The organism is Candidatus Latescibacter sp. IFSED24, assembly GCF_058273205.1.
Window position 1 is genome coordinate 1,332,990 of sequence record NZ_CM177850.1, and the last position, 23,764, is coordinate 1,356,753.

Below are 23,764 nucleotides of genomic sequence, written 5' to 3' on the forward strand. Positions count from 1 at the left end.
TGCCTAGACCTGCATGCGCATGATTTCCTGGTACGATTCGAGGAGTTTGTTGCGGACCTCGAGCATGAGCTCGAAGGCCAGCTGGGCTTCCTCGGCTGCGGTCATGATCTCGTGCACCTCGATCTGCTCGCCGCGCACCATGTCCTCCACCATGGTGTCGCGCTGGGCCTGGAGCTGATCGACCTCGTGGATCGCCGACTGCAGCTGCTCGCCGAAGCTGGCGCGCGGCGAGGCCTTGCTCTGGCCGGCATAGGCCTGGCGAGGATCGATGGAGCCGAGATTGCGGACGCCGCCGATGGCCATGGTGACGCCTCTCCTAGATCTTCAGGGCCTGGTTGAACATGTCCTTGGCCGCCTGCACCGCCGAGACGTTGGCCTCGTAGGCGCGGCTGGCCGTGATCATGTCGACCATCTCGGTGATCACGTCGACGTTGGGCATGAGCACGTAGCCCTCCTCGTCGGCGTCGGGATGACCGGGGTCGTAGACCACGCGGAAGTCCGAGGCATCGGGCGCCGCGGCCACCGCCGAGGTCACGCCCTCGCGGTCCTGGTTGGTGAAGGTGTTGATGCCGGCCAGATGCTGGGGATGGGTCCGGGCGGGGCCGTGACCGCCCTCGCTCGGGGCGGCGGACAGGCGCGAACGCTGCTGCGCGACCCGCTGCTCGAGCACCTCGCGGAAGACCACGCGCTGGCGCCGGTAGGGTGTGCCGTCGGCGGTGCGGGTGGTCTCGGCGTTGGCCAGGTTGCGCGCCACCACGTCCATCTTGACGCGCTGGCCGGCCAGGCCGCTGCCGCTGATGCGGATCGAGTCGAAGAGTCCCTTGCTCATTCCCTTGCCTCCTCGCGCTAGGCGCTGCGGCCGCGGATGGCGCTACGCAGGTTCGCGTACTTCATGCTCAGCAGTCGCGTGGCCAGACGGTACGAGAGGTCGTTGGTGGCCAGATCGGTCATTTCCTGGTCGATATCCACGTTGTTGATCCCGTTGTCGAAGTCCGAGGCCACCTCGCCGATGTCGCTGCGGGCCGAGTCCAGATCGCGGCGGCCCAGGTGCAGGTGGTTCGCGTTGGTGCGGGCTCCCTGCAGCCGCAGCCCGGCGTCGGCCAGGTATTCCTCGAAACGGAGCTCCTTGGCCGCGTAGCCCTGGGTCTCGACGTTGGCGATGTTGTCGGCCACGACCTTGTGCCGCCGGGCGTAGACGTCGAGCGCCTGCTTGAGATCGCCCAGATGAGCCTTTTCGAAGATGCCGCGTGCGATCATGATCCTATCCCGGGACGCTCAGGCCCTGCTCGTTGTACAGATGCAGCTTGTTGCGCAATGTCCTGACACTGATGCCCAGTTCCGTGGCAGCCTGGGTGCGGTTTCCGCCCGTTCTCTGGAGTTTCCGCAAGATCAGTTCCTGCTCCATCTCGCGGATGGTGAGGTCCTCGCTCAGCTCCACCGGTCCCTCGCCGTGGTTCATCTCGTCGTGGAGATCGAGCTGCGCCGCGTCGAGCTCGCTGCCCGAGTTCATGATCACCGCGCGCTCGATGACGTTCTGCAGCTGGCGTACGTTACCGGGCCAGTCGTGGGCCACCAGGTTCCGCAGCGCGCTCTCGCTCACGGTCATCACGGGCTTGTTGTTCTCGGCGCAGAAGGTGCGGACGAAGTGTCCCACGAGCAGCGGGATGTCGTCCTTGCGGTTGCGCAGCGGGACCAGGCGCAGCGGGATCACGTTGAGCCGGAAGAAGAGGTCCTCGCGGAAGTTGCCGGCGCGGATCTCCTCCTTCAGATGCCGGTTGCTGGTGGCGATGATCCGCACGTCGCAGCGGGTGGCCTCGCGGGCGCCGAGCCGCATGAACTCGCGCTCCTGGATCACCCGCAGCAGCTTGGCCTGCATGCTGAGGGGCATCTCGCTGATCTCGTCGAGCAGCAGCGTGCCGCCGTCGGCCAGCTCGAACTTGCCCGGGCGCGCCTGCACCGCACCGGTGAACGCGCCGCGCTCGTGGCCGAAGAGCTCGCCCTCGATGAGCGACTCGGGGATGGCGGCGCAGTTGAGGCGGATGAAGGGATGGTCGCGGCGGCAGCCGGCGTTGTGGATGGCCCGCGCCGCCACCTCCTTGCCCGTACCGCTCTCCCCCTGCAGCAGGACCGTGCCGCGCGAATCGGCGATCATCTCGATCTTCTCGCGCAGCTGCACCATGGCCACGCTGCCCCCGAGCAGGCCATGCTGCTTGCGCTGGGCCTTGAGCGTGGTCCGCAGGGTCTGGTTCTCGTTGCGCAGTTCACGGAGCTCGAAGGCGCGCTTGAGCGTGTGCTCGAGCTGATCGAGGCCGAAGGGCTTGGTCAGGTAGTCCACCGCGCCGCGCTTGGTGGCCTCCACCGCCTCCTTGATGGTGCCGAAGGCGGTCATCATCACCACGATGGGCGGGTCGGGCAGCTCCTGCTGGATCTCGGCCAGCAGCGTCAGGCCGTCTCCCCCGGGCATGCGCACATCCGACAGCACCAGGTCCACGGGTTCGCGCCGGAGCTCGCTCATGGCCTCCTGGCCGTCGCTGGCGGTGCGCACCTTGTAGCTCTCCGTCATGGAGGCGGTGAGGAAATCGCGCATGGTGTGTTCATCGTCGACCACGAGGATGCGAGGTTTCTTGGCCATCGGGTTCCCTTTCAAAGGCTGCTGCGGATCCGCCTCAGGCGGGTCCGGCCACTTCCAGGGTCACGGTGGTGCCGCCGTCCGGCACGCTCCGCAGGCCCCAGCTCAATCCGTGCATGTCCATGATGGTGTCCACGCGCGCCAGGCCGATGCCGAGGTGGCCGTCGCGGGTGGTGACGAAGGGGTCGAGGACCTGGGACAGGAGTTCCGGCGGCATGCCCGGACCATCGTCGGCCACCGCCAGCGTGAACCGGTCCCGGTCGTATTCGAGCGAGAGGGTGACCTCCACCGGGCCGGGACGGCTCTCGGCGCTGTTGTCGAGGATCGCGCCGAGCACCTGCATCAGGTCGCCGGCGGGCAGGCGCAGGATCGCCGTGGCCACGGGCAGCGGTCCGATACGCAGATTCACATGGCGGGCGGCCGCCACGTCGGCCGCATCGCTGAGCACGGTCTGCAGCGCCTCGGAGGCGAGACCCGGCGCCGGCACCGGGAAGGCCATGTCGCGCACCGAGTGGTAGAGGTCCTCGAGGCGTTCCACCTCGGCGATGATCTTGCGCGCCCAGGCGCTGGTGCGGCCAGAATTGCCGGGACCGCCGGCGATGAGGCTGGCGTAGCCCTTGATGCCGCAGAGGCTGTTGCTGCTCTTGTGCAGGTAGCCGCGGAGCAGACGGCCGCGGCGATCGCGGCCGAGGCCGGCCGGCCTGATGATCTCGCCCGTGGCGGCGGGCGCTACCACGATGTCATCGGCACTGGTGCAGCAGTTCACGGTCATTCTCCTGCTCGCAAGCGAGGATCTCCTCGATGATCTGACCCACCGCTTCGAGGGCGCGGTGGAGGCTGGCCCGGCCGCTGGCGCTCCAGGCCCGGCGGCCCTGGCGCCACTGTTCCTTGCTGAGGTCCTCGGTCATGGCCAGCCGGTTGATGGTCTCGAGACGGCGCTTCTTCTCCTGCAGCAAGCCGCGGATCTCGCCCAGCGGCACGCCCTGGCGGACCATCTCCTGCTGACGGCGCGACAGCTCGAGGACTTCGCCGTAGAGCCGCTGCTGTTCGGAATACAGCCCGAGCAGCCGGTCCAGCAGGCGCCGTTCACGCGCCGAGATCTCAGCGCTGGTAGACAGCAGCGGCGCCATGGTCCTCTCCCTCGCTTCGCAGCCGTTCCATCTCGTCGCTGAGCAGTGCCATGTCGCAGGCGTAGCCGCGCCAGGGCAGTTCGGCGGTCTGGTTGCAGAGTCTCTCGAAGGTGGTGCCGGCCATGAGGAAGCGACCGGCGAGGAAGTCGAGGACCGCGGCCTGGCAGCTGGCGTAGTCGGCGGTGGGCCCGAGGTTGCTCTCGGCCACGGCGCGGTAGAGGTCCGCCGCAGCCTGCTGGTCGCCCGTCAGGACCATCAGGTCGGGGATCGCCACCATCACCCACGCCCGCTGGGATTCGTCGAGGCCGTGCGAGAGGCCGCCGCCGGCCACCAGGTCCTGGAGCGTCGCCAGGCTCTCCGGCCAGCGCTGTAGCCAGCTCTGGGCGAAGCCCTGCCAGAAGGCGATCCGTCCCTGGATCAGGTCCGGATGGGTGTCGACCTCGCGGACGAGCAGGTCGAGGTTGGTGGAGTCGGTGCGGGCCACCAGGAAGCGGTAGCCCAGGACCAGTTCGTCCTGATGCGCGGCCAGATCGCGGCTGCCGAACACATCGAGCAGATGCCGCGCCACGGCGAGCGAGTCCCCGGCCGCCACCGCGGTGGCCATGGTCTCGAGGCCGATCTCGGCGGCGAATTCCCCGGCGACATCGCGCTGGACAGCCTTGCCGTACCAGCTCAGCGCACTGTCGTACTCGGCGATGTGGCGGTAGTTGCGGGCGCGGACCAGGGCGCTGAGGGCCGTGCGGCCCGCCCCTTCCTGCAGCAGGCGGGGCCGTGCCTCGAGTTCGTCGAGCACGCTGGCCACGGTGCGCAGATCGGCCTCGGCGCTCGAATCGGCGGGAGCCGTGTTATCCAGGATCCCCAGCGGATAGAGACGTGCCGGCTCGGGCTGGCCCGCGGCCTGGCGCAGCGCGATGGTCTCCTCCAGCGAGTGCAGCCAGACGAGGTAGCCGTCGCGCTGGACATCGCCGAGACCGTCCGCGACCGCGCCGCTCGACAGGACCCAGAGCGCCAGCGAGACCAGGACCAGGAGCCGCTTTACCGGGGTGTGCAATCTGTTGGTCATTTCTTCCCTGCTCCGAGGAATACACGTCCTTCGGCGCCAGGCACCGCAAAGGACGTGCCTGTGCAGGGACCAGATCCGGCCGTGGGCCAGAGCGACCACGGATTCAGTAACTCATTCTCCAGAAGGTGATTGCAGAAACGCCTGAAACGGCACGTCCAGGAAGGGGAGCACGAGGATCGACCGGCATGGCGGCGCCAAGACCGGCAAAGACCACTTGCCGGTCACCGGTGGTCAGATTGTGGGCAAGCAGGTGGCAGAACGGCCGGCGGCGCGGGCGCGCCGCCGGCCAGCGGACGATCAGCCCTCGGCCTCGTCGGCCTTCAGCGCGGATTCCGGGCCCTCGTCGGTCTCGTAGATCCGCAGCTTCTCGCGCAGGGTCTGGCGGCTTATGCCGAGGATGCGCGCGGCCTTGCTCTTGTTGTTCGTGGTCTGCTCGAGGGTGAACAGGATCTGCCGCTTCTCGGTCTCCGCCAGGGGCATGAGGCTCAAGCCCGCGTCGACCTTGCCGGCGCCACGCGGATTCTGGCCGGTGCGGATGAACTCGGGGAAGTGGTCGGCGGACAGCCGCTGGGGCTCCTCGAGGATCATGATGCGCTTGAGCACGTTGCGCAGCTCACGGACATTGCCCGGCCAGGGGTACTTCTGCAGCTGTTCGAGCAGGCCGGCGTCGATGGGCGCACACTTCAGGCCGAGCTTCTGGTTGAGCTCGCGCAGGAAGTGGTTGATCAGGACCTCGAGATCCTGGGGCCGCTCGCGCAGCGGCGGCACGTGGATCTCCACCACCTGGAGCCGGTAGTAGAGATCGTTGCGGAAGAGGCCCTCCTCGATGGCCTCGGCCAGCTTCCGGTTGGTGGCGGCGACGATGCGTGCGTGGATGTCGAGATCCTCCTTGCCACCCACGCGGCGGAAACGCCGGTTCTCGAGCACCCTCAACAGCCGCGTCTGCAGCAGGATGCCCATCTCCCCGATCTCGTCGAGGAAGATGGTGCCGCGGCCAGCCAGCTCGAAGAGCCCCTCCTTGCGGGCCTTGGCGTCGGTGAACGCACCTTTCTCGTGCCCGAACAGCTCGCTCTCGAGCAGGGTCTCGGGCACCGCGGCGCAGTTGATCTCCATGAACCGATCGCGCGCGCCGGTGACCTCATGCACCGCCCGCGCCACGATTTCCTTACCGCTTCCCGATTCGCCCTGGACCAGGATGGGCGTGTCGGCGCCGCTCCGGCTGGCACCCACCTTCTCGAGGATCCGGGCCACCTCGGCCAGCCCCGGGCACGCCTTGATCATGCGCAGGTACTGCCCGTCGCGGCCCTCGGCCGGCGGCGGCGTCTCGGCCACCTCGCCCGCGGCCTGGACCAGGACGGGCTGCGTGGCGCGCAACGCGCCGCGCACCTGCTGGCGGATCTCGGCGAGCTTGAAGGGCTTGGTGATGTAGTCGTAGGCGCCCAGGCGCATGGCCGAGACCGCGGTGTCGACGTCGCCGTAGGCCGTCATCAGGATCACCGGGATGGCGCGGTTCTGGTTGCGCAGCGCCTGCAGGATCTCGAGCCCGCTGATGCCCGGCAGCTTGAGGTCGGTGACCAGGAGATCGAAGTCGTCGGCATGGCAGCGCGCCAGCGCCTCCTCCCCCGTCTCGGCATCGTCCACTTCGTAGCCGGCCGCCGTCAGCGCCTCCACCAGGGACATGCGGATGGTGGCCTCGTCGTCAACGACCAGGATTCGCTTGTTCATGACGCCTCCCCGGCCAGCGAACGGCTGGCCAAGTCTTCCCGGGGCAGCAGGACGCGCATGCAGGTAGCGCCGCCGTCTCGCTCCGCCCGGATCTCACCGCCGTGGGCGTCGACAACCTTGCGGCTGTAGGCGAGTCCCAGGCCGGTGCCCGTGGTCTTGGTGGTGAAGAAAGGTTGAAAGAGCTTTTCCGGCGACAGCTCGCCGAAGCCCGGCCCGTCATCCCGCACGGTCAGCTCGACGCCGGGCACGCTGCGGGTGGTGCCGCGCCGGGGATCGGCCACGTCCAGCATGGCATCGGGGCGGATGATCAGCTCGACCACGCCGCCGGGCCGCGCCGCGTCACAGGCGTTCAGCAACAGGTTGAGCAGGACCTGCTTGAGCTGCGCCGGATCGGCCAGGATCTCGAGCGCAGGCGGTGCCGTGAGGCGGAGCTCCACCTCGCGGGCCTCGGCCCGCGGCCGCGCCAGTTCGAGGCAGGCGCGCGCCAGGGTCGCTGGCGTCAGCGGTTCGCGACGCGGCTCGCACGGCCGCACGAACTGCAGCATGTCGGTGATGGTGCGGTTGATCCGCTCGACCTCCTCGGTGATCAGATCGATGCGGTCGCGGCGCGAATCGTCGGCGGGCAGCGAGTCGGCCAGCAGCTCGGCCTGCGCGCTGAGCCCCATGAGCGGATTACGGATCTCGTGCGCCAGGGTGGCCGACATGGCCACCAGGCCCTCGAGTTGCTCGGCGTGCCGGCGCGCGGCCTCGGCCCGCTTGGTCTCACGCAGATCCTCGAGGATCACCAGCAGCCAGCGGTCCTCGTGCCCGCGTCCGGCCATGGGTGCGGTCTGCACCCGGACCGGGATGGCCTGACCGCCGGTATCGCGCACCGTCCCCTCGCCCACGAACGAAGTGCGTCGCCGCAGCAGGGTCGGAAAGAGCGGGTCGCGACGGCCGGCGATCTCGAGCTTGCCGTCGAGGAAGACCTCGGGCAGGTCATCCAGCTCGGCGCCTCCGGTGAGCGGTCGATCCAGCAACCGGCCCCGGCCCACGGCCAGCGCGGCGGACGGATCGTCCTGGACCGGTCCGGCATCGAGTCCCAGGAGCCGGCGGGCCGCCCGGTTGACGAAGATCGACCGGCCCGAGCCGTCGCAGACCCAGATGGCGCTGCTGACGGTCTCGAGCACCCGTGTGTTGAACGCACCGATGTCGCGCAGCCGGTCGAGCATCTGGGCCGCCGCCACCTCCTCGGACAGGACCACCTGCACCATCTGCAGGAACGAGAGATGGGCCTCGGTCCGCTCCTGGCGCTCGTCCGGATCGGCGAATAGGAGGAGCAGCATGCCCAGCCGCACGCCCTGATGCTCCAGCGGCAGCGCGGTGATCCGGCCGCCGTCATCGCTGGTCCCGCGTCCCACCTGGAAGATGCCCGGCGCGAGCAGGCTGCTGGCCACGCCGGTGTCGATCTGACGGGTGATCCGCAGCAGCACCTTGTCCCACGACTTCTCCTGCCAGCGGTAGGTCTGCCGCGGGGCGTACGGGCCGCCCGGCGCGGCGCGCAGGACCAGGGCGCCGCCGGCCGCGCCCACGAATTCGGCCAGATTGCTGAGGATGTTGCGCAGGGTGTCGTCCCAGTTGCTGGCCAGGCTGAGGTCGCGCCCGAATTTGTAGAGCAGGGAGACCTGCGCCATGTGGGTGCTCAGCCGCTGGTTGGCCAGTTCCAGCTCGGCCTGGGCCTGCAGCAGCGCGACGGCCTCGGCGGCGGCCTCGTCCTGGAGCTGGCGTCGGTTGTCCTGCAGGAGTCGCTGGGTCAGGTCGCGGTCGGCCTGGATCGCCTGGCCCTCGCGCCAGGCGGCCAGCCGCTGGATGGCGCGCTCGCGGACCAGGGTCCAGACCGGGTCGGGATCGTCCATGGCCACCGCGTCGAAGAGGCCCTGGCGGAAGAGCGGCACCAGCTCGCCGGCCGCGATCCGATCGTGAACCAGGATCACCAGGGTCCCACGCCGGGCCACGGCCTGCACCCATTCCGCGAAATCGTTCCAGTGCCCCTGTTCCCGCAACCAACCGGCGTCCAGCACCACCAGCCTACCGGGTAGCAGCGACGTCTCCGGCGCAGGCAGCTCCGATCCCACGTGGCAGGGCCAGCCAGGTAGCCAGGCAGCGGCCCGCGGCAGGGAGCCAATCAGGAGAACCTCGGGCGAGGCCTGCACCGATCCGTCACGGAGCATGTTCGGAGCACCATCCCTGGAAGCAGGAAGGAAGACCAGGGAACAACTGTAAAGTTTTTTGCCACCTTGCGCAAGCAAAGACCGCGGGCGGTGCTTCGTGCACCGCCCGCGCCTGATGGGCCTGCTAGTTCAGTCTATCAGAGGAGATCGTTCTGCAGGAACATGCTGGTGAGGCTGCCGGCCACCTGGTCGCGGACCTCGGCCGACTGGTAGAAACCAGCCGCCAGCCGCTCCTTGACCTGAGCCAGCTTGTTCGCCCGGACGTCCGGTTCCTGGACCAGCGCGGTGCGGCCCGTATGGACCGCCTTGCCCAGGTCCGCCAGCTTGCGAGCGTTCTCGGAGATAACCGCCTGATCCTGGGTCTCAGGAGTTGAGCGCGTCGTGCCGAGGTCCTTCGAACCTGCGAAACGATCACCCTTCTGTTCCCGGGGCCGCTGGTACTGTTCGACCTGGGTCGAGCCAGTGGTGACGGAGGACGGAATCTTGTTCATCGTCATGATCGACCCTCTTCTGCGGGTGTGACCACCGCTCGGTGCGGCATCCTTGCCGCTGCCGTAGCAATCGCGGTACCCGCCGGCAAGATCCTTCCGCCGGCTGCAGTCCGCCACCGACACCTTCGCCTTGTCCGCCAACCAGTTGACGGAATCCAAGAGACGGAGGTTCGGGACGTCCCGGGAGGCGAATATTCCCCCCAGGGCGACCGCTTCCTGGTCAGGTATCGGCAGCTCATGGCCAGACCTTGAGCGAAAACTGCGATTCCTGCCCCCCAGGGATCATCATGCCGCTCAGACGCTGTCGAAACCCCAGACCGCGACCTGGAAGCAGCCGGCCACGGGCATCCCTCCCTCGGGACCAGGCCGCCCGAGCCAGGACTGCGCCTGCTGGGGATCCCCCGCCGCGGGCCCACAGGCCCGGGCCAGCAGGTCGCTGCGCAGCACGGCCCACAACCCGCAAGGTAACAGAACGAAGCTGGCGCCGCGACGGCCAGCCGCCTCGAGCAGCGCCTCGGCGCCGGCCGGCACCAGGACCCGGCTGGCGAGGCCCTGACGCCGGGCGGCGGCGAGCACGGGCAGCACGTGCGCCGGCGAACCGCCCCACTCGGTGACGTAGCCCGGAAAGTCCTCCCCCTTGCCGCAGAAGGCATAAGCCAGGATGTCGCCCCCCGCCGCCAGGATGAGGCCGCGGGTTCCTGGCATGGCGTAGAGCTGACGATCGTCCCCAGGGTCGCGGATCGTCCGCAGGGCATGACCGCCGTAGAGCATGGCCACGGCCGTGGTGTCGGATTCGCGAAACGGTCGGATATCGGCCCCCGGCGGTACCGGAACGTCCAGGTCGGCAGCGGTGAGATCGAGATGGTATTCCCAGCCGGCAGAACCGAATCCACGACCGGCATATATTTCCGGCTGGTCGCTCCAGAGCACCGCGAGCGGCACACCGCGGCCGGCGAGATGTCCCAGGACCGTGTTCTGGATCCGGCTGCTGAGGCCCTCCCCGCGGCGGTCGGCACGGGTCACCACCGAGCCGATCCCCGCTACGGGCAGCGGGCCCGCCGTGGTCGTAAACGTCCTGACGAGAACGGTTAATCCCGCCGCCCAGCCCTGGCCGTCGGGCAGTCCCCAGAGCCCGGCAAGATTGTTACGCCCGAGGATGACGGGAAAATCCTCCTCGGCCCTGGTCGCCGTGGGCTCTGGCCTCATCCCTGCATTGATAAATGCAATGAACTCAGCGTACTCGTCGGGGCGAACCGTGCGAATCGACATGGATGACCTCGATTGGCTTGCAAAATGCATAAGCTCGAGGAGGCCGGTGGGCATCTTGCACGCCGGCGGGGCTGAGGCCTCAGACTAAGGGACAGCGGCGATCACGGGCAAGCCGCAACCTGGACGGTCGCCAGCAGCGACCGGCAGACACGGAGGAATCGAACATGGGTCTGCGTATCAACACGAACGTGGCATCGCTCAACGCGAGGCGCCATCTGTTCAACACCACCAACAACTTCAACAAGTCCATGGAGAAACTCTCCAGCGGCATGCGGATCAACCGCTCGGGCGACGACGCCGCGGGCCTCGCCATCAGCGAGGGCCTCAAGAGCGACATCCGGGCGCTGGACCAGGCGGCACGCAACGCGGCCGACGGAATCTCGCTGGTGCAGGTGGCGGAAGGCTCCATGGACGAGCTCAGCAACATCCTGCTGCGCATGCGGGAACTCGCCGAGCAGGCCGCCACGGAGACCCTGGGCGATTCCGAGCGGAGCTACCTCGACCAGGAGTTCCAGGAGCTCATCTCCGAGATCGACCGCATCAGCGCCACCGCCGAGTTCAACGGCATCGCGCTGCTCGACGGCTCGGCCGGCACTCTCGACGTGCAGGTGGGCATCGGCACCGACGTGACCACCAGCGCGGTGTCCATCGACCTGAGCAACGCCATGAACGCGACCTTCCTCGGTCTCGACCCCACCGATCCGCTCACCACGCTGATGCCCGACACGGCCGGCGGCGAGACGGGTGGTGACCGGGCCCGCGTGATGATCGGGATCATCGAGAGCGCCACCGGCAACATCAGTCAGATGAGAGCCGGCTTCGGTGCGGCCCAGAACCGCCTGGAGACCTCGATCCGCAACATCTCCATGACGTCGGAGAACCTGGCCGCCGCCAACAGCCGCATCCGCGACGTGGACGTGGCCACCGAGACATCCAACATGACCAGCCTGCAGATCCTGCAGCAGGCCGGCGTGTCGGTCCTCGCGCAGGCCAACATGACCTCGCAGCTCGCGCTGAGCCTCCTCCAGGGCTAGCCGGCGCCGACGTTCGATTCCCGTGCCCGAGGGGGCGCGCCCGCCCAGGCGCGCCCCCTGCTCACGTCCGGCAGCGGTGACGACACGGGCTCCGCACATGATCTCGAATTCCTGCTCAAGGCCTCCCCCCCAGCGACCGATACCCCCTGCACAACCCGACGGCGTCGCGCCAAGGATGGCGACCAGCGCCGGACCGACAACGGTCGAAGCTCCCTCGCGGGGGCTGAACCCAACGCGTTTTCAAGGAGGAAATCGCATGGGCATCCGCATCAACACCAATATTGCGTCCATCAACACCCGCCGGCACCTCTACAACGCCACCACCGCGTACGGCAAGAGCATGGAGAAGCTCTCCAGCGGCCTGCGCATCAACCGCGCGGCCGACGACGCCGCCGGCCTGGCCATCAGCGAGGGCCTCAAGAGCGACATCCGCGCGCTCGAGCAGGCCAGCCGCAACGCCAGCGACGGCATCTCCATGGTGCAGGTGGCCGAGGGCAGCCTCGACGAGGTCAGCAACATCCTGCTGCGCCTGCGCGAACTGGCCGAGCAGAGCCTCAACGGCACGTTGACCGACGTCGAGCGCGGCTATCTCAACAACGAGTACCAGGACCTCCTGGACGAGATCGACCGCATCTCCGACTCCGCCGAGTTCAACGGCCAGAAGCTGCTGGACGGCTCGGGTGGCCTGGTGGCCATCCAGGTGGGCATCGGGACGGCGACCTACGACCAGATCGCGGTCGACCTGAGCGCCGATCTGGATTCGGCCGCCGGCCTGCTCCTGACCGCCGACATCTCCACGGCCGCCAACGCGGCGACCGCCATGGACGAGGTCACTTCCGCGGTGGACAACGTCAGCAGCGCCCGCTCCAGCTTCGGTGCCATCCAGAACCGACTCGAGACCTCGATCCGCAACATCAACAACCAGGCGGAGAACCTCTCGGCCGCCAACAGCCGCATCCGCGACGTGGACGTGGCCCGGGAGACCTCCAACCTGACCAGCTGGCAGATCCTGCAGCAGGCCGGCGTGTCCATGCTCGCCCAGGCGAACATGACCACCAGCCTGGCCATGAGCCTGATGCAGGGCTAGGCCGCGAGTAGATCGCCGCGGCCCTCTCCAGCTCTGGGAGCGCCGTGGCCCCGATGATGGCACGACTGCCGTGGCAGGAAGGCCGTCTCGCCCCCGGCGACCTATGACGGAACGGAACCCGTCCGGGTCCTCGGGATCAACCAGAGCCCATCTCAAGGAGGAATGCCATGGGCATCCGTATCAACACCAACGTTGCATCCATCAACACCCGTCGTCACCTGTACAACTCGACCATCGCGTTCAACAAGTCCATGGAGAAGCTCTCCAGTGGTCTGCGGATCAACCGCGCCGGCGACGACGCCGCTGGCCTGGCCATCTCCGAAGGCTTGAAGAGCGACATCCGTGCGCTCGAGCAGGCCAGCCGCAACGCCAGCGACGGCATCTCCATGGTCCAGACCGCGGAAGGCGCCCTCGACGAGGTCAGCAACATCCTGCTGCGCCTGCGCGAGCTGACCGAGCAGAGCCTCAACGGCACCCTGACCGACACCGAGCGGGGCTACCTCGACAGCGAGTTCCAGGACCTGCTCAACGAGATCACCAGGATCAGCAACTCCACGGAGTTCAACGGGATCAGCCTCCTGGACGGGTCGGCCACGGCCGCGGTGAGCATCCAGGTCGGCATCGATACCCAGACCTGGGACAGCATCGCCGTGGACATCACCACCGACCGTGACGCCACGGCGCTGGGCCTGACCGGGAGCGTCGACTCCGCGGCCAACGCCGCCACGGCCATGGCGCAGGTGCTGACGGCCATCGACACCGTGAGCTCGGCGCGTTCCGACTTCGGTGCCATCCAGAACCGGCTCGAGACCTCGATCCGGAACATCAACAACCAGGGCGAGAACCTCTCGGCCGCCAACAGCCGCATCCGCGACGTGGACGTGGCCTCGGAGACCTCGACCATGACCAGCTACCAGATCCTGCAGCAGGCCGGCGTCTCCATGCTGGCCCAGGCCAACATGACCTCTGGTCTGGCCATGTCGCTGCTCCAGTAGCTGACCCGACGGGGCGGGTCGACTGACCGTTGACCCGCCCCCAGCAGCCCCGGCCCCTTGCATTCAAGGAGGAAGACAATGGGCATCCGCATCAACACCAATACCGCGTCGATCAACACGCGAAGACACCTCTACAATTCGACCATCGCCTTCAACAAATCCATGGAGAAGCTGTCCAGCGGTCTGCGCATCAACCGCGCTGGCGACGACGCCGCGGGGCTTGCCATCTCCGAGGGACTCAAGAGCGACATCCGCGCCCTGGAGCAAGCGAGCCGGAACGCCAGTGACGGCATCTCGCTGGTCCAGACCGCGGAAGGCGCCCTCGACGAGGTCAGCAACATCCTGCTGCGCATGCGCGAGCTGACCGAACAGGCGCTCAACGGCACCGTCACCAACCAGGAGCGTGGCTACCTCGACAACGAGTACCAGGCCCTGATCAGCGAGATCGACCGGATCTCCAACAGCACCGAGTTCAACGGCATCGCGCTGCTCGACGGTTCGGCCGCGGCCTCGGTGAGCATCCAGGTGGGGATTGCGACCGAGACCTGGGACAGCATCGCCATCGACATCACCACCGATCGTGACGCCACGTCCCTGGGCCTGACCGGCAGCATCGTCGACGAAGCCACGGCCACGGCCTCCATGGCCTCGGTGCTGGCCGCCATCGACACCGTGAGTTCGGCCCGCTCGGACTTCGGTGCCGTGCAGAACCGGCTCGAGACCTCGATCCGGAACATCCAGAACCAGGGCGAGAACCTCTCGGCCGCCAACAGCCGCATCCGCGATGTGGACGTGGCGAACGAGACCTCCACCATGACCAGCTACCAGATCCTGCAACAGGCCGGCATCTCCATGCTGGCCCAGGCCAACATGACCTCTGGACTGGCCATGACCCTGCTGAGCTGACGCCACCTTCCCCAGGCTGGCCGGGGCGGATGCCATGATCCGCCCCGTTTCCATTCCCCCAGGACCGGGCTTCCGATCGTCACGGCCACCACACCGGGGATCCCCCATGCCATCAAGGCGTAATGTCCAAACGTATATTTTTGAGCCATCAAGACCAATCTGAGCGGCGAGGCAGGAATTTATATTTCAATTACCAAAACTTTACCTCAAGTCAGTGGCGCATGATGCCGATAAAACCAGCAGAATCCAGAAAGCCCGATTCCGGGCGCATGGAGGAAGTGATTCTCGAAGGTCCAGCCTGGACCACTCTTTCAAGGAGGAAGAGCATGGGCATCCGCATCAACACCAACATCGCCGCCATCAACACCCGGCGGAACCTCTACAACTCCACCACCAAGTTCCAGAAGAGCATGGAGAAGCTGTCCAGCGGCCTGCGCATCAACCGCGCGGCCGACGACGCGGCCGGTCTGGCCATCTCCGAGGGCTTGAAGGCCGACATCCGCGCGCTGGAGCAGGCCAGCCGCAACGCCAGCGACGGCATCTCCATGGTCCAGACCGCGGAAGGCGCGCTGGACGAGGTCAGCAGCATCCTGCTGCGCATGAAGGAACTGGCCGAGCAGAGCCTCAACGGGACCCTGTCGGACACCGAGCGCGGCTACCTCGACGCCGAGTACACCGAGCTGAGCTCGGAGATCGACCGCATCAGCGACAGCTCCGAGTTCAACGGCATCAAGCTGCTGGACGGCACCGGTGGCGCGTCGGTGAGCATCCAGGTGGGCATCGACACCCAGACCTGGGATTCGATCTCCGTCGACCTCAGCAGCGACCGCGACGCGGCGGCCCTGGGCCTGGCGGCGGGCATCGACACCGCGGCCAACGCCGGGACGGCCATGGGTCAGATCGACACCGCCATCGAGTCGGTGTCCTCGGCCCGTGCCGACTTCGGTGCGATCCAGAACCGCCTGGAGAGCTCGATCCGCAACATCAACAACACCGCCGAGAACCTCTCGGCCGCCAACAGCCGCATCCGCGACGTGGACGTGGCCAGCGAGACCAGCAAGATGACCAGCTACCAGATCCTGCAGCAGGCAGGCGTCTCGGTGCTGGCTCAGGCCAACATGACCAGTGGCCTGGCCCTGTCCCTCCTGGGGTAGGTTGACCGGACAGATGGGCCCCGCCCCGGGCGGGGCCCATCACAACAAGTGCAGGCGGAACCATGAAGAGCTTGACCGGAATTCCTGGCGGAATCGCCCCTCAGCCGCCGGCCGGAGCTGAACCGACGGGGATCGCCCCGAAGGTGCCGGTGGTTTCGGAGGAGCCCGCCCAGCGCAGCCATGACATCGCCCCGGTGAGCACCTCGCCTTCCCCGTCCCTCGAGGACATGGAGAGCGCGGTGGCCGAACTGCAGCAGACCCTGGCCCGGTTGCCCGGCAGCAACCGCGAGGCGCGACTGCGCTTCGAGGAGCAGGATCAATCCTACGTGGTCGAGATCCTCGACCTGGACAGCGGGAAGGTCATCCAGCAGTACCCTCCCGAAAAACTTCTCAACCAGAGCCCTCGCCCGGCCGATCTACTGGGTACGGTCATCGACCGTCGCAGTTGACACGCAAGCCGGCGCACGGCGCCGGGGCCTGGGGAGGCAAACATGAGTACCGTGTCTTTCAGTGGGTTGGCGACCGGAATGGACACCGGCACGCTGGTGGAGCAGCTCGTCGAGCTGCGCCGCATTCCCATCTACCGCCTGCAGAACCAGAAGCAGGGCTACCAGAACCAGGTGTCGGCGCTCGGCAACCTGCGCACCCGGCTCGAGGCCTTCCAGACCGCCGCCCAGGCGCTGGATTCGGCCAACGAGTTCGCGTCGTTGCAGGCCACTAGCAACAACGAGGACATCATCGCCGTGACGGCCGGTTCGGACGCGGCTCCGGGCACCTACGACATCGAGGTCACCGCCCTGGCCCAGGCCCAGAAATCGGTCTCGCAAGGCTATGACAACACGCTGACTGATGTCGGTAACGGCAACCTGGTGTTCAACGTCGGCGGCGAGGACCAGATCCTCGAGCTCACCGAATACACCAGCCTCGAGAACCTGGCCGAGCGGATCAACAGCGAGATCGACGGCGTCAACGCCAGCATCGTGTTCGACGGCTCGGAGACCGGCGGCTACCACCTGGTGCTGACCGGCGAGCCCGGCACCGACAGCGCCTTTACCGTGGACGCCTCGGGTCTCGCCGACGGCACCGCCCCTACCTTCACCCAGACCCAGGCCGCCACCGACGCCAGCCTGATCATCGACGGCATGGCGGTCACCGCCAGCGGCAACCATCTCGATGGCGTGATCAGCGGCCTGACCCTGGACCTGGAATCCGTCTCGGTTCCCGGCACCACCGTGCACATCGAGGTCTCCACCGACGTCGAGGGCGTCCAGGAGCAGGTCAAGGCGTTCGTCGACGCCTACAACGAGCTGTTCACGTACCTCGAGGACGAGATGGGCACCGACGGCAAGCTCGAGGGCAACGCCACCGCGCGCAGCGTCGGCAACCGCATGGAGAACCTGATGTCGGCGGTGATGTCCGGCGGCGGCGACTATTCCATGCTGGCCCAGATCGGCATCGAACGCCAGCAGGGCACCAAGGCGCTGAAGTTCGACGAGACCAAGTTCGCCGACGCGCTCGCGGAGAACTACGCCGCCGTGCGCGATCTGTTCATCGAGCGCGAGGGCAACATCGGCAAGGCCGCCCTGGTGGACGCCGCGGTGGACGAGCTGACCGACAGCATCGACGGACTCTTCAAGATCGGAACCGACTCGCTCGACCGCCGCATGGACAACATCGACCACAACATCGAACGCTACGAGCGGAGCATCGAGAACTACCGCACCACGCTCGAACGCAAGTTCCTGGCCATGGAGAGCGCCGTCTCGCTGCTCCAGGCCCAGGGCCAGTACCTCAGCTCCTTCGCCGGCCTCAGCTAGGCACGCGGGCACGGAAGGGATCGACAATGAACGACTACCGGAATATCCGGGCGTACCGCGAGACCGACCTGCAGACCATGGGCAAGGAGAAGCTCATCGTCCTGTTGTACCAGAAGATGCTGGAGCATTTCGACGCGGCGGCCGCGATTGCCGGTCGGGACCGTCCCGAGATGTCGCGCCGCCTGGGGCTGGCCCAGCGCATCGTCACCGAGCTGCGTGGCGCGCTCGACCACGCCATCGGCGGCGAGATCGCCGCCAACCTGGCCTCGCTCTACGACTACGTCTTCCACGAGATCCTGCAGATGCAGCTCGACCAGGATCCCGCCCACGCCGCGAACTGCCGGCAGGTCCTCGAGCCGCTCCTGAACGCCTGGAGCAACATCCCGGCCGGCGCGGCTGAGCGCGAATTGCGAGGGCGGCACCAACCTGGCATCGAACCTGCAAATCAGGCTGGAAACAAGCAGGCGCCGGAGGCTCACGACAAGCCACAGCTTGTCTCTATCTCTGCCTGAGGCAAGACTTTGCAGCACATCCTGAAGAGTTTGCATGATATCCACCGGGATCTGATGGCGGCCCTGGATGGTGAGCGCGTGGATCAGTTCCAGGCGCTTCTCGACCAGCGCGGCCAGCAACTCGCTGCCCTGGAACGGGCCCTGAAGGCCATGTCGAAGGCGCAGCGCACCGCCCACCAGGCCGATCTGGCCGAACTCTCCCGCCAGGACCACCTCCTCCAGGAGCGCAGTCGGCTGATCCGCGACACCCTCGACCACCGCCTGCGCGGCAACGGCTCCCGGTCGGGCCGGTCGTCCCAGTCCGTGGTCACGGGCGTGTTCGACCGTCAGGCCTGACCCGGCCCCGGCCGGTGCTCATCATTCACGTCTGCAGCGGGAACACGAAGGCCGACCGGCTGGTCGGCCCAGGCTTCAGGACTGGTCGCCGCCTTCGGGCAGCTTGTCCTTCATCTTCTTGCGGAGGGCGGAGAGATCGATGGCCGCGGAATTGGCGGCGTCGAGGGTGGTATTCTTGATCTCCTCGTAGATCTCGTGGCGGTGGACCGGGATGGATCGGGGCGCATCGATCCCGATCTGGACCTGATCTCCTCGGATATCGACGATCAGGATCGAGATGTCGTCCCCGATCATGATCTTCTCGTTGCGTTTGCGACTGAGGATGAGCACGGGACCTCCCTGTCCGCCGGCGGCGCCCCCCACTGGAGCACCGCTATGCTACTCAGAGACCGTTCGCCACCGTCTGCATGGATTCCTCAGCAGCGGCGGCGGCAGCGACCTCTCCATTCTCATTCTCTGCGGATTCCCCGGCCACGGCAAGCCCGAATTTGAAGTAATCGATCTCCTGCCGGGTCGATAGCGCGTCATCATCCAGGGCCAGCTGGGCCCCGCGGCGGGTGGCGGTGTCGAGCACCAGCGGCGCCCGGAGATTCCCCGTGACCATCTCCCCGCCCGCATGGACGGTGGTGATGATCAAGGTCACCAGCTCGGGATCCGGCGCGGTCGAGAGCTTGCGCTCCAGGGTCGTGGTCGTCTTGACCTCGTACTCCTCGCAGAAGAAGACCGGCGGCATGACGGGCACTCCGAAATCCGCTCGGTCCAGCGACTGCAGGAAACGCATGGGCATGTCCTGTTCCATGTCCAGCAGGATCCAGCGGCACAGCTTCGGCAGGCCGATGAGCCCCTCGGGCAGCTCGATCACGTCCGCATCTTGATAGTCCAGGACCCCGAACCTCACGGTCTCGAAGCTAGGCATGGTCGTCTCCTCGTGATGGGGCCCGCGCCCCGGCTACAGGTACATCATCAGGTTCTGCTGGAACAGCTTGCTGGTGACCAGCAGGCTGCTCTGGTAACTCATCTGCGCCTGGGCCAGGTCGGACGAGACCTGGGCCACGTCGGCGTCCTTCTCCAGGGAGAGTTTGGCCTGGAGCTGGACGTCGCGCTGCATCAGCAGCGCGCTCGACCATTCCAGATCCTGCTGCTTGCCGCCCATCTTGATCATCTGTGCCTGGATCATCTGCTCGAGGGCCTCGATCTCGATGGTCGAGTTGCGCACGGCATCGGGGTCGTCCGCCAGGAGCGCCGTGCGCAGATCCTCGAGGATCCCGAACATGCGCACGGGCGTGCCGGTGCCCTCGATGCCGAGCAACGAGGCCGTGTCCGGCGCGCCGGCGTTGCGCACGTAGAACGTCTCGGTCGAACCGCCGACCACCGAGAGGCCCGAGCTGTCGAGCCGGAGCTGATAGCCGGGCATGGCCGCGCTGAAGGTGGCCTGCAGGTCGCCCAGGGTGGTGGCGCCGGAGAAGTCGATGCTGGTCACCACGCCGCCGACCTCGACCTCGATGGTGCCCAGCGGCAGGTTGCCGTCGAGCGCCGCGATGTCGGTGAGCAGGGTGGCGGCGGCCAAGGCCGCCCGGATGTCACGGCCGATGAGCGTGCCGGCTTCCGAGGACCCGCGCAGCCCCAGGGTCGAGGCCGTCTGGCCCCCATCGATCTCGTCGACCACCACCGGTCCCGTGCCGGTGAGCTGCAACCCGGTGCCGTCGGGACTCAAGCTGGCGGTGACCGCACCGCCGGTGGCGGCGTTGATCGCGGTGATCACGTCGTCCAGGGTGGTGGCGGCGGCCAGGTTCACGTTCCAGCTGTCGTTGTTGCCGTCGCGGATGGTGATGCTGCCCGCGTCCCAGCCAGCGCCCAGGTTGAGGTCGCTCAGCGGTGTGGTGAGCGAGAGTCGCGGTGCCAGGTCCACGCCGCCGATCAGGGTGGACGACATGGAGCCCATGAACTCGCTGCCGGGGATGTTGAGGACCTGCGAGGTGTTGGGACCGGTGCGGGTGACGATGTCGTTGTCGTTCCCCTGGTAGATCACCGTGCTGCCGTTGCGGACGAAGGGTGGCGCGTCGGTGCGCGTGCCGCCGAAGATGAAGTTCCCCTCCACCGTGGTGTTGAGGATGTCCAGCAGCCGGTTGGTCAGGTTGTCGACCTGGGTGACCGCGGTCAGGCGCGACTCGGTGGTGGCCACGGCGTTGGATTCGCGCAGGGCCAGCTCGCGCACCTCGGCGAGGAGCGCGCTCATGTCCTGGAGCGCCGAGTCGGTGGAATCGACGATGACGCTGCTGCGGGTGACGTTTCGCAGGTACTGGTTGTTGCTCGCAATCAGGGCGTTGTAGCGCTGGATCGCTCCGACGGCGCGGGGGTCGTCGGCGAAGTCGTTGACCCGCTGCATGGTGCCCGCCTGGCGTTGCAGCTCGAGCATGTTGCCCAGGCTGCGGTTCAGATCGCCCACCAGGATCTGGCTCAGATAGTTGTCGCTGATCCGGATCGGCATGCTCCGCTCCCTCGCCTCGCTACACCATGTTCACCAGGGTGTCGAACATCTCCTGGATGGTGGAGATGACCCTGGCGGCCGCCGCGTAGGTATTCTGGTAGCGCACCATGTTGGCGGCCTCCTCGTCGAGGCTCACCCCGGTGGCGCTGGCGATCTTGGCTTCCACCGCCGAGACGGCGTTGGCCTGGTTGTCCACCAGGAACTCGAAACTGGCGCGCTTGCTCGCCACATCGATGAGCACCCCGCGGTAGCGGTCGCTCACGGTGGCGTCCTCGCCGAACGCGGCGTTGTCGGCCAGGTCAGCGATTTCCCGGGCGATGTCGGCGTCGCCGGCGTCGCCGCTGCGCGAGGTGGCCACCATCTCGGGGTTGTCGATCAGCATCTGGCTCACCTCGATGGTGTGCATGCTGTCGCCGCTGAAGAACAGCAGTCCCGAGCTGGATCCGGTCTGCCCCTGGACATGCAGGGCGTTGACGGCGTCGATGAGCATGCCGGCCACGTCGTCGAGCTGGTTGCGCACGTCGGTGACGTAGGTGTCACGGCTCTCGAGGAGCCCGCTGAGGCGTCCTTCGGGTAGCGTGACCTCGTGGTAGTTGCCCTCGGTGACCACCGTCATCTGATAGCCCTGGCTGGTCTCCCGGTAGGTGGTCGTGAACTGCTGGACCGCATCCCGGGTCACCATGGTGCGCCCGTTGAGGATGATGTCGAGGCTGCCGTCGTCGCGTTCCTCGGTGGTCACCGCGGCGATGGCCGACAGCTCGGTCACCAGCAGGTCGCGCTGGTCCCGCAGATCGTTGGCGGGCTGGCCGTTGATCTCGGACGCCATGATCTGGCCGTTCAACTCGCCGATGGATTCGAGCAGACCGTTGAGCTGGACGATCTCCTCCTCAACCTGGGCATCGATGTTGGCAGCGAGGTCATCGAGACCGGCGCTGATCGAGTGGAAATCGGTGACCAGGGAGACCGCCTTGCTCACCACCTCCTGCTTGAGCGACGGGTCCGCCGGCGGCGTGGCCAGATCGCTCCAGGCGGAGAAGAACGAGTTGAGGGCGTTGCCCAGGTGGTCGTTGTCGATGGAGCCGAGGATGTTTTCGATCTCGTAGAGCGCGCTGTCCACCGATTCGTACGAGGCCTGCTTGGCCATCTGCGAACGCAGGGTGTTCAAAAGGAACATGTCCTGGGAGCGGCGGATGGTCACCACATCCACGCCCTGGCCGATGGCCCCGAACGCGAAGCTCAGGGGACGCCTGGCCGCCAGCATGTTCATCTGGCGGGTGTAGCCGGGGGTGTCGGCGTTGGCGATGTTGTGGGACGTGGTCGACAGGCCGGCCTGGGCCATGAACATGGCCGACAGGCTGTTGTCCATCACGGTGCTGAGACTGGACATCGCGTGCTCCCGTTCCTGTTCAGGCCTGTCGCACGAGCACGCCACTGCGCTCGTTGCTGGTCGGATGAGCACCCTTGTCGTAACAGCCGGCCGGGTCCTCGAGCAGGCATCGGCGCAGGAGCGCCGCCTCCTCCTCGACCAGATCCAGGCAGAAACTAGCCAGGCGCCGGTTCATCTCGTTGGCGCGGGCCAGCTCGCCGGCTGCCCGCCGCACCGCCTGCACCGGACCCATCAGCTTTGCATTCAGCACCGGATCCTGGCCCTCGAGCCAGGCGCTCAGACTGCCGGGCACCGTGGCCCCCGCTCGGCTCATGAGGTCGCTCGCCAGGCGTTCACGCCGGATCCGCACCGCATCGGCGGCTGCGAGCCCAGCGGTCATCCGTCGGGCATTCTCCTCGAGGCCATCGAGGTCGTGGGTGGTCATCAGGCACCCCTGGTCATGCGCCAGGGCGAGGAGCTCCTCGTAGTGCCGGCGTTCCTCGGTCAGCGCGCTCTGCAGTTCCTGCACCGCTGCCGGGTCCTGGGCGGTGGTCGGGCCGAACTTGATCATGGGCGTTCACCTCTGCATGGGTTCTCGGACCACTTATTCAGGGGTACCTGTATCCAGAACCGTGCCAAACTGTGCCCCGAGCCGCCGGGCCAGTTCCTTGACAGCCTGGATATATTGTCGGGTCTCGGCATAATCGGGGACGCTGCGTCCCGCCCGGTCGACCGTCCCGGGACCGGCGTTGTAGGCTGCGAGCGCCAGGTCCACGTCCCCGTCATAGCGGTTCAGCATGCGGGCCAGGTACTCGGCGCCGCCACGCAGGTTCTCCGCCGCATCACGAGGATCGACCACGCCGAGTTCCTCGGCGGTTCCCGGCATGAGCTGCATGAGGCCCTGGGCGCCGCGTGGCGACTCGGCGCCGGGGTCGCCACCGGATTCGCGCACCATCACCGCCAGGACCAGCGCCGGATCCACCCCGCTCGACCGCGAGGCCTGCATCAGTTCGTGCTGGTAGCGGTCGAGGCTGTCGGCCGCGGCGCCGCCGAGCGACTCGGCGTTCCGGCGCAGAAGGACCATTCGGGAAATGTCTGCCCCGGGCCGGAAACGCTGTCCGTCGTAGGCCGCGAGCACCCGGGCGCGATCCACCGGCGGCCGGCGCAGCGGCGCGCCGTCCTGGTCGGCACCGGGAATGCTGCTCTGGAACTGGCGCACGATCAGTTCGGAGATACCCAGTCCGCCGTTGTCGGCGAGCCGGTCAGCGAGGGCCTGGTCCTGGAGCTGCTCGTAGATCTTGGTCCCGCTGCCCTGGCCCCAGAACTGGTTCTCGGGCACGGTGCTGCGCATGGAACTGATGAGCTGGTTGTAGAAGAGGGCCTCGAACTGGCCGGCGATGCGGCGCAGTCCCTCCAGGTCGTTGGCCACCGGTTCACCGTCCACAGCCTCGCGCCGGGCCTGGCCCTGCAGGTCGGCCACCGCCCGCTCGCTGCGGATCCGGTCGCTGGTCAGCGCCGTGAGGCTGGTGTCGATGCCCGGTAGATCCATGGT

At 67.3% G+C, this 23,764-nt stretch carries 26 protein-coding genes; 9 read left to right on the forward strand and 17 right to left on the reverse strand.

Annotation, left to right across the window (positions count from 1 at the left end; translation table 11 throughout):
* Window positions 1-3: 3 nt before the first annotated feature.
* The 11 genes from fliE to IFSED24_RS05505 all read right to left on the reverse strand — a co-directional run bounded on the left by fliE (window position 4) and on the right by IFSED24_RS05505 (window position 10,571).
* Complete coding sequence (gene fliE, locus IFSED24_RS05455; RefSeq protein WP_491334203.1) at window positions 4-303, reverse strand: flagellar hook-basal body complex protein FliE; 300 nt, start codon at window positions 301-303, stop codon at window positions 4-6.
* A gap of 13 nt (window positions 304-316) precedes the next feature.
* Window positions 317-829: a flagellar basal body rod protein FlgC gene (gene flgC / locus IFSED24_RS05460; RefSeq protein WP_491334204.1), complete on the reverse strand. Its 513-nt coding sequence runs from the start codon at window positions 827-829 to the stop codon at window positions 317-319.
* 17 nt (window positions 830-846) lie between these two features.
* Window positions 847-1,257 (reverse strand): flagellar basal body rod protein FlgB, encoded by a 411-nt coding sequence (gene flgB / locus IFSED24_RS05465; protein ID WP_491334205.1) that lies wholly within the window; start codon window positions 1,255-1,257, stop codon window positions 847-849.
* A gap of 4 nt (window positions 1,258-1,261) precedes the next feature.
* Window positions 1,262-2,632 (reverse strand): sigma-54-dependent transcriptional regulator, encoded by a 1,371-nt coding sequence (locus tag IFSED24_RS05470; RefSeq protein WP_491334206.1) that lies wholly within the window; start codon window positions 2,630-2,632, stop codon window positions 1,262-1,264.
* A 34-nt stretch (window positions 2,633-2,666) separates the two neighbouring features.
* Complete coding sequence (locus IFSED24_RS05475) at window positions 2,667-3,395, reverse strand: sensor histidine kinase (protein WP_491334207.1); 729 nt, start codon at window positions 3,393-3,395, stop codon at window positions 2,667-2,669.
* Entirely contained in the window at window positions 3,370-3,759 is a 390-nt protein-coding gene (locus IFSED24_RS05480) for a hypothetical protein (protein ID WP_491334208.1), read from the reverse strand. The genes IFSED24_RS05475 and IFSED24_RS05480 overlap by 26 nt, the downstream gene beginning before the upstream one ends.
* A complete protein-coding gene (locus IFSED24_RS05485; RefSeq protein ID WP_491334209.1) occupies window positions 3,731-4,822 on the reverse strand; it encodes a hypothetical protein in 1,092 nt (363 codons plus the stop codon). Before IFSED24_RS05485 ends, IFSED24_RS05480 begins: the two co-directional genes overlap by 29 nt.
* Window positions 4,823-5,119: 297 nt before the next feature.
* On the reverse strand, window positions 5,120-6,547 hold the full coding sequence (locus tag IFSED24_RS05490) for a sigma-54-dependent transcriptional regulator (protein ID WP_491334210.1): 1,428 nt from the start codon (window positions 6,545-6,547) through the stop codon (window positions 5,120-5,122).
* A complete protein-coding gene (locus IFSED24_RS05495) occupies window positions 6,544-8,757 on the reverse strand; it encodes a two-component system sensor histidine kinase NtrB (protein ID WP_491334211.1) in 2,214 nt (737 codons plus the stop codon). Before IFSED24_RS05495 ends, IFSED24_RS05490 begins: the two co-directional genes overlap by 4 nt.
* 137 nt (window positions 8,758-8,894) lie before the next feature.
* The gene (locus IFSED24_RS05500; RefSeq protein ID WP_491334212.1) at window positions 8,895-9,254 is read right to left on the reverse strand and encodes a flagellar biosynthesis anti-sigma factor FlgM; all 360 of its coding nucleotides are present in this window, start codon (window positions 9,252-9,254) and stop codon (window positions 8,895-8,897) included.
* A gap of 288 nt (window positions 9,255-9,542) precedes the next feature.
* On the reverse strand, window positions 9,543-10,571 hold the full coding sequence (locus IFSED24_RS05505) for a GNAT family N-acetyltransferase (protein ID WP_491334213.1): 1,029 nt from the start codon (window positions 10,569-10,571) through the stop codon (window positions 9,543-9,545).
* Between the two features lie 110 nt (window positions 10,572-10,681).
* Here IFSED24_RS05505 and IFSED24_RS05510 point away from each other — a divergent pair, with 110 nt between their 5' ends.
* The 9 genes from IFSED24_RS05510 to IFSED24_RS05550 all read left to right on the forward strand — a co-directional run bounded on the left by IFSED24_RS05510 (window position 10,682) and on the right by IFSED24_RS05550 (window position 18,358).
* On the forward strand, window positions 10,682-11,551 hold the full coding sequence (locus IFSED24_RS05510) for a flagellin N-terminal helical domain-containing protein (RefSeq protein WP_491334214.1): 870 nt from the start codon (window positions 10,682-10,684) through the stop codon (window positions 11,549-11,551).
* 256 nt (window positions 11,552-11,807) lie between these two features.
* A complete protein-coding gene (locus IFSED24_RS05515; protein WP_491334215.1) occupies window positions 11,808-12,638 on the forward strand; it encodes a flagellin N-terminal helical domain-containing protein in 831 nt (276 codons plus the stop codon).
* A 167-nt stretch (window positions 12,639-12,805) separates the two neighbouring features.
* Window positions 12,806-13,633, forward strand: a complete 828-nt coding sequence (locus IFSED24_RS05520) for a flagellin N-terminal helical domain-containing protein (protein WP_491334216.1) — start codon at window positions 12,806-12,808, stop codon at window positions 13,631-13,633.
* A gap of 78 nt (window positions 13,634-13,711) precedes the next feature.
* Window positions 13,712-14,539 (forward strand): flagellin N-terminal helical domain-containing protein, encoded by an 828-nt coding sequence (locus IFSED24_RS05525; RefSeq protein ID WP_491334217.1) that lies wholly within the window; start codon window positions 13,712-13,714, stop codon window positions 14,537-14,539.
* A gap of 326 nt (window positions 14,540-14,865) precedes the next feature.
* Window positions 14,866-15,693 (forward strand): flagellin N-terminal helical domain-containing protein, encoded by an 828-nt coding sequence (locus IFSED24_RS05530; RefSeq protein WP_491334218.1) that lies wholly within the window; start codon window positions 14,866-14,868, stop codon window positions 15,691-15,693.
* A gap of 143 nt (window positions 15,694-15,836) precedes the next feature.
* On the forward strand, window positions 15,837-16,142 hold the full coding sequence (locus tag IFSED24_RS05535; protein WP_491334219.1) for a flagellar protein FlaG: 306 nt from the start codon (window positions 15,837-15,839) through the stop codon (window positions 16,140-16,142).
* A gap of 42 nt (window positions 16,143-16,184) precedes the next feature.
* Window positions 16,185-17,510 carry a flagellar filament capping protein FliD gene (fliD, locus tag IFSED24_RS05540; protein ID WP_491334220.1) on the forward strand — a complete coding sequence of 442 codons (1,326 nt, stop codon included), beginning with the start codon at window positions 16,185-16,187 and terminating at the stop codon, window positions 17,508-17,510.
* Window positions 17,511-17,536: 26 nt separating this feature from the next.
* On the forward strand, window positions 17,537-18,022 hold the full coding sequence (gene fliS / locus IFSED24_RS05545; protein WP_491334221.1) for a flagellar export chaperone FliS: 486 nt from the start codon (window positions 17,537-17,539) through the stop codon (window positions 18,020-18,022).
* Window positions 18,023-18,100: 78 nt separating this feature from the next.
* On the forward strand, window positions 18,101-18,358 hold the full coding sequence (locus IFSED24_RS05550) for a hypothetical protein (RefSeq protein WP_491334222.1): 258 nt from the start codon (window positions 18,101-18,103) through the stop codon (window positions 18,356-18,358).
* 75 nt (window positions 18,359-18,433) lie between these two features.
* Here IFSED24_RS05550 and csrA read toward each other — a convergent pair whose 3' ends face one another.
* Genes csrA through IFSED24_RS05580 form a run of 6 tightly spaced genes read right to left on the reverse strand, consistent with a single transcriptional unit; the run spans window position 18,434 to window position 23,761 of the window.
* Entirely contained in the window at window positions 18,434-18,688 is a 255-nt protein-coding gene (csrA, locus tag IFSED24_RS05555; RefSeq protein ID WP_491334223.1) for a carbon storage regulator CsrA, read from the reverse strand.
* A 52-nt stretch (window positions 18,689-18,740) separates the two neighbouring features.
* Window positions 18,741-19,274, reverse strand: a complete 534-nt coding sequence (gene fliW, locus IFSED24_RS05560) for a flagellar assembly protein FliW (RefSeq protein WP_491334224.1) — start codon at window positions 19,272-19,274, stop codon at window positions 18,741-18,743.
* 33 nt (window positions 19,275-19,307) lie between these two features.
* Window positions 19,308-20,846: a flagellar hook-associated protein FlgL gene (flgL, locus tag IFSED24_RS05565; RefSeq protein ID WP_491334225.1), complete on the reverse strand. Its 1,539-nt coding sequence runs from the start codon at window positions 20,844-20,846 to the stop codon at window positions 19,308-19,310.
* Between the two features lie 19 nt (window positions 20,847-20,865).
* The gene (gene flgK / locus IFSED24_RS05570) at window positions 20,866-22,233 is read right to left on the reverse strand and encodes a flagellar hook-associated protein FlgK (RefSeq protein WP_491334226.1); all 1,368 of its coding nucleotides are present in this window, start codon (window positions 22,231-22,233) and stop codon (window positions 20,866-20,868) included.
* Window positions 22,234-22,252: 19 nt separating this feature from the next.
* On the reverse strand, window positions 22,253-22,783 hold the full coding sequence (gene flgN, locus IFSED24_RS05575) for a flagellar export chaperone FlgN (protein ID WP_491334227.1): 531 nt from the start codon (window positions 22,781-22,783) through the stop codon (window positions 22,253-22,255).
* A gap of 33 nt (window positions 22,784-22,816) precedes the next feature.
* Window positions 22,817-23,761 (reverse strand): transglycosylase SLT domain-containing protein, encoded by a 945-nt coding sequence (locus IFSED24_RS05580; RefSeq protein ID WP_491334228.1) that lies wholly within the window; start codon window positions 23,759-23,761, stop codon window positions 22,817-22,819.
* Window positions 23,762-23,764: the final 3 nt, after the last annotated feature.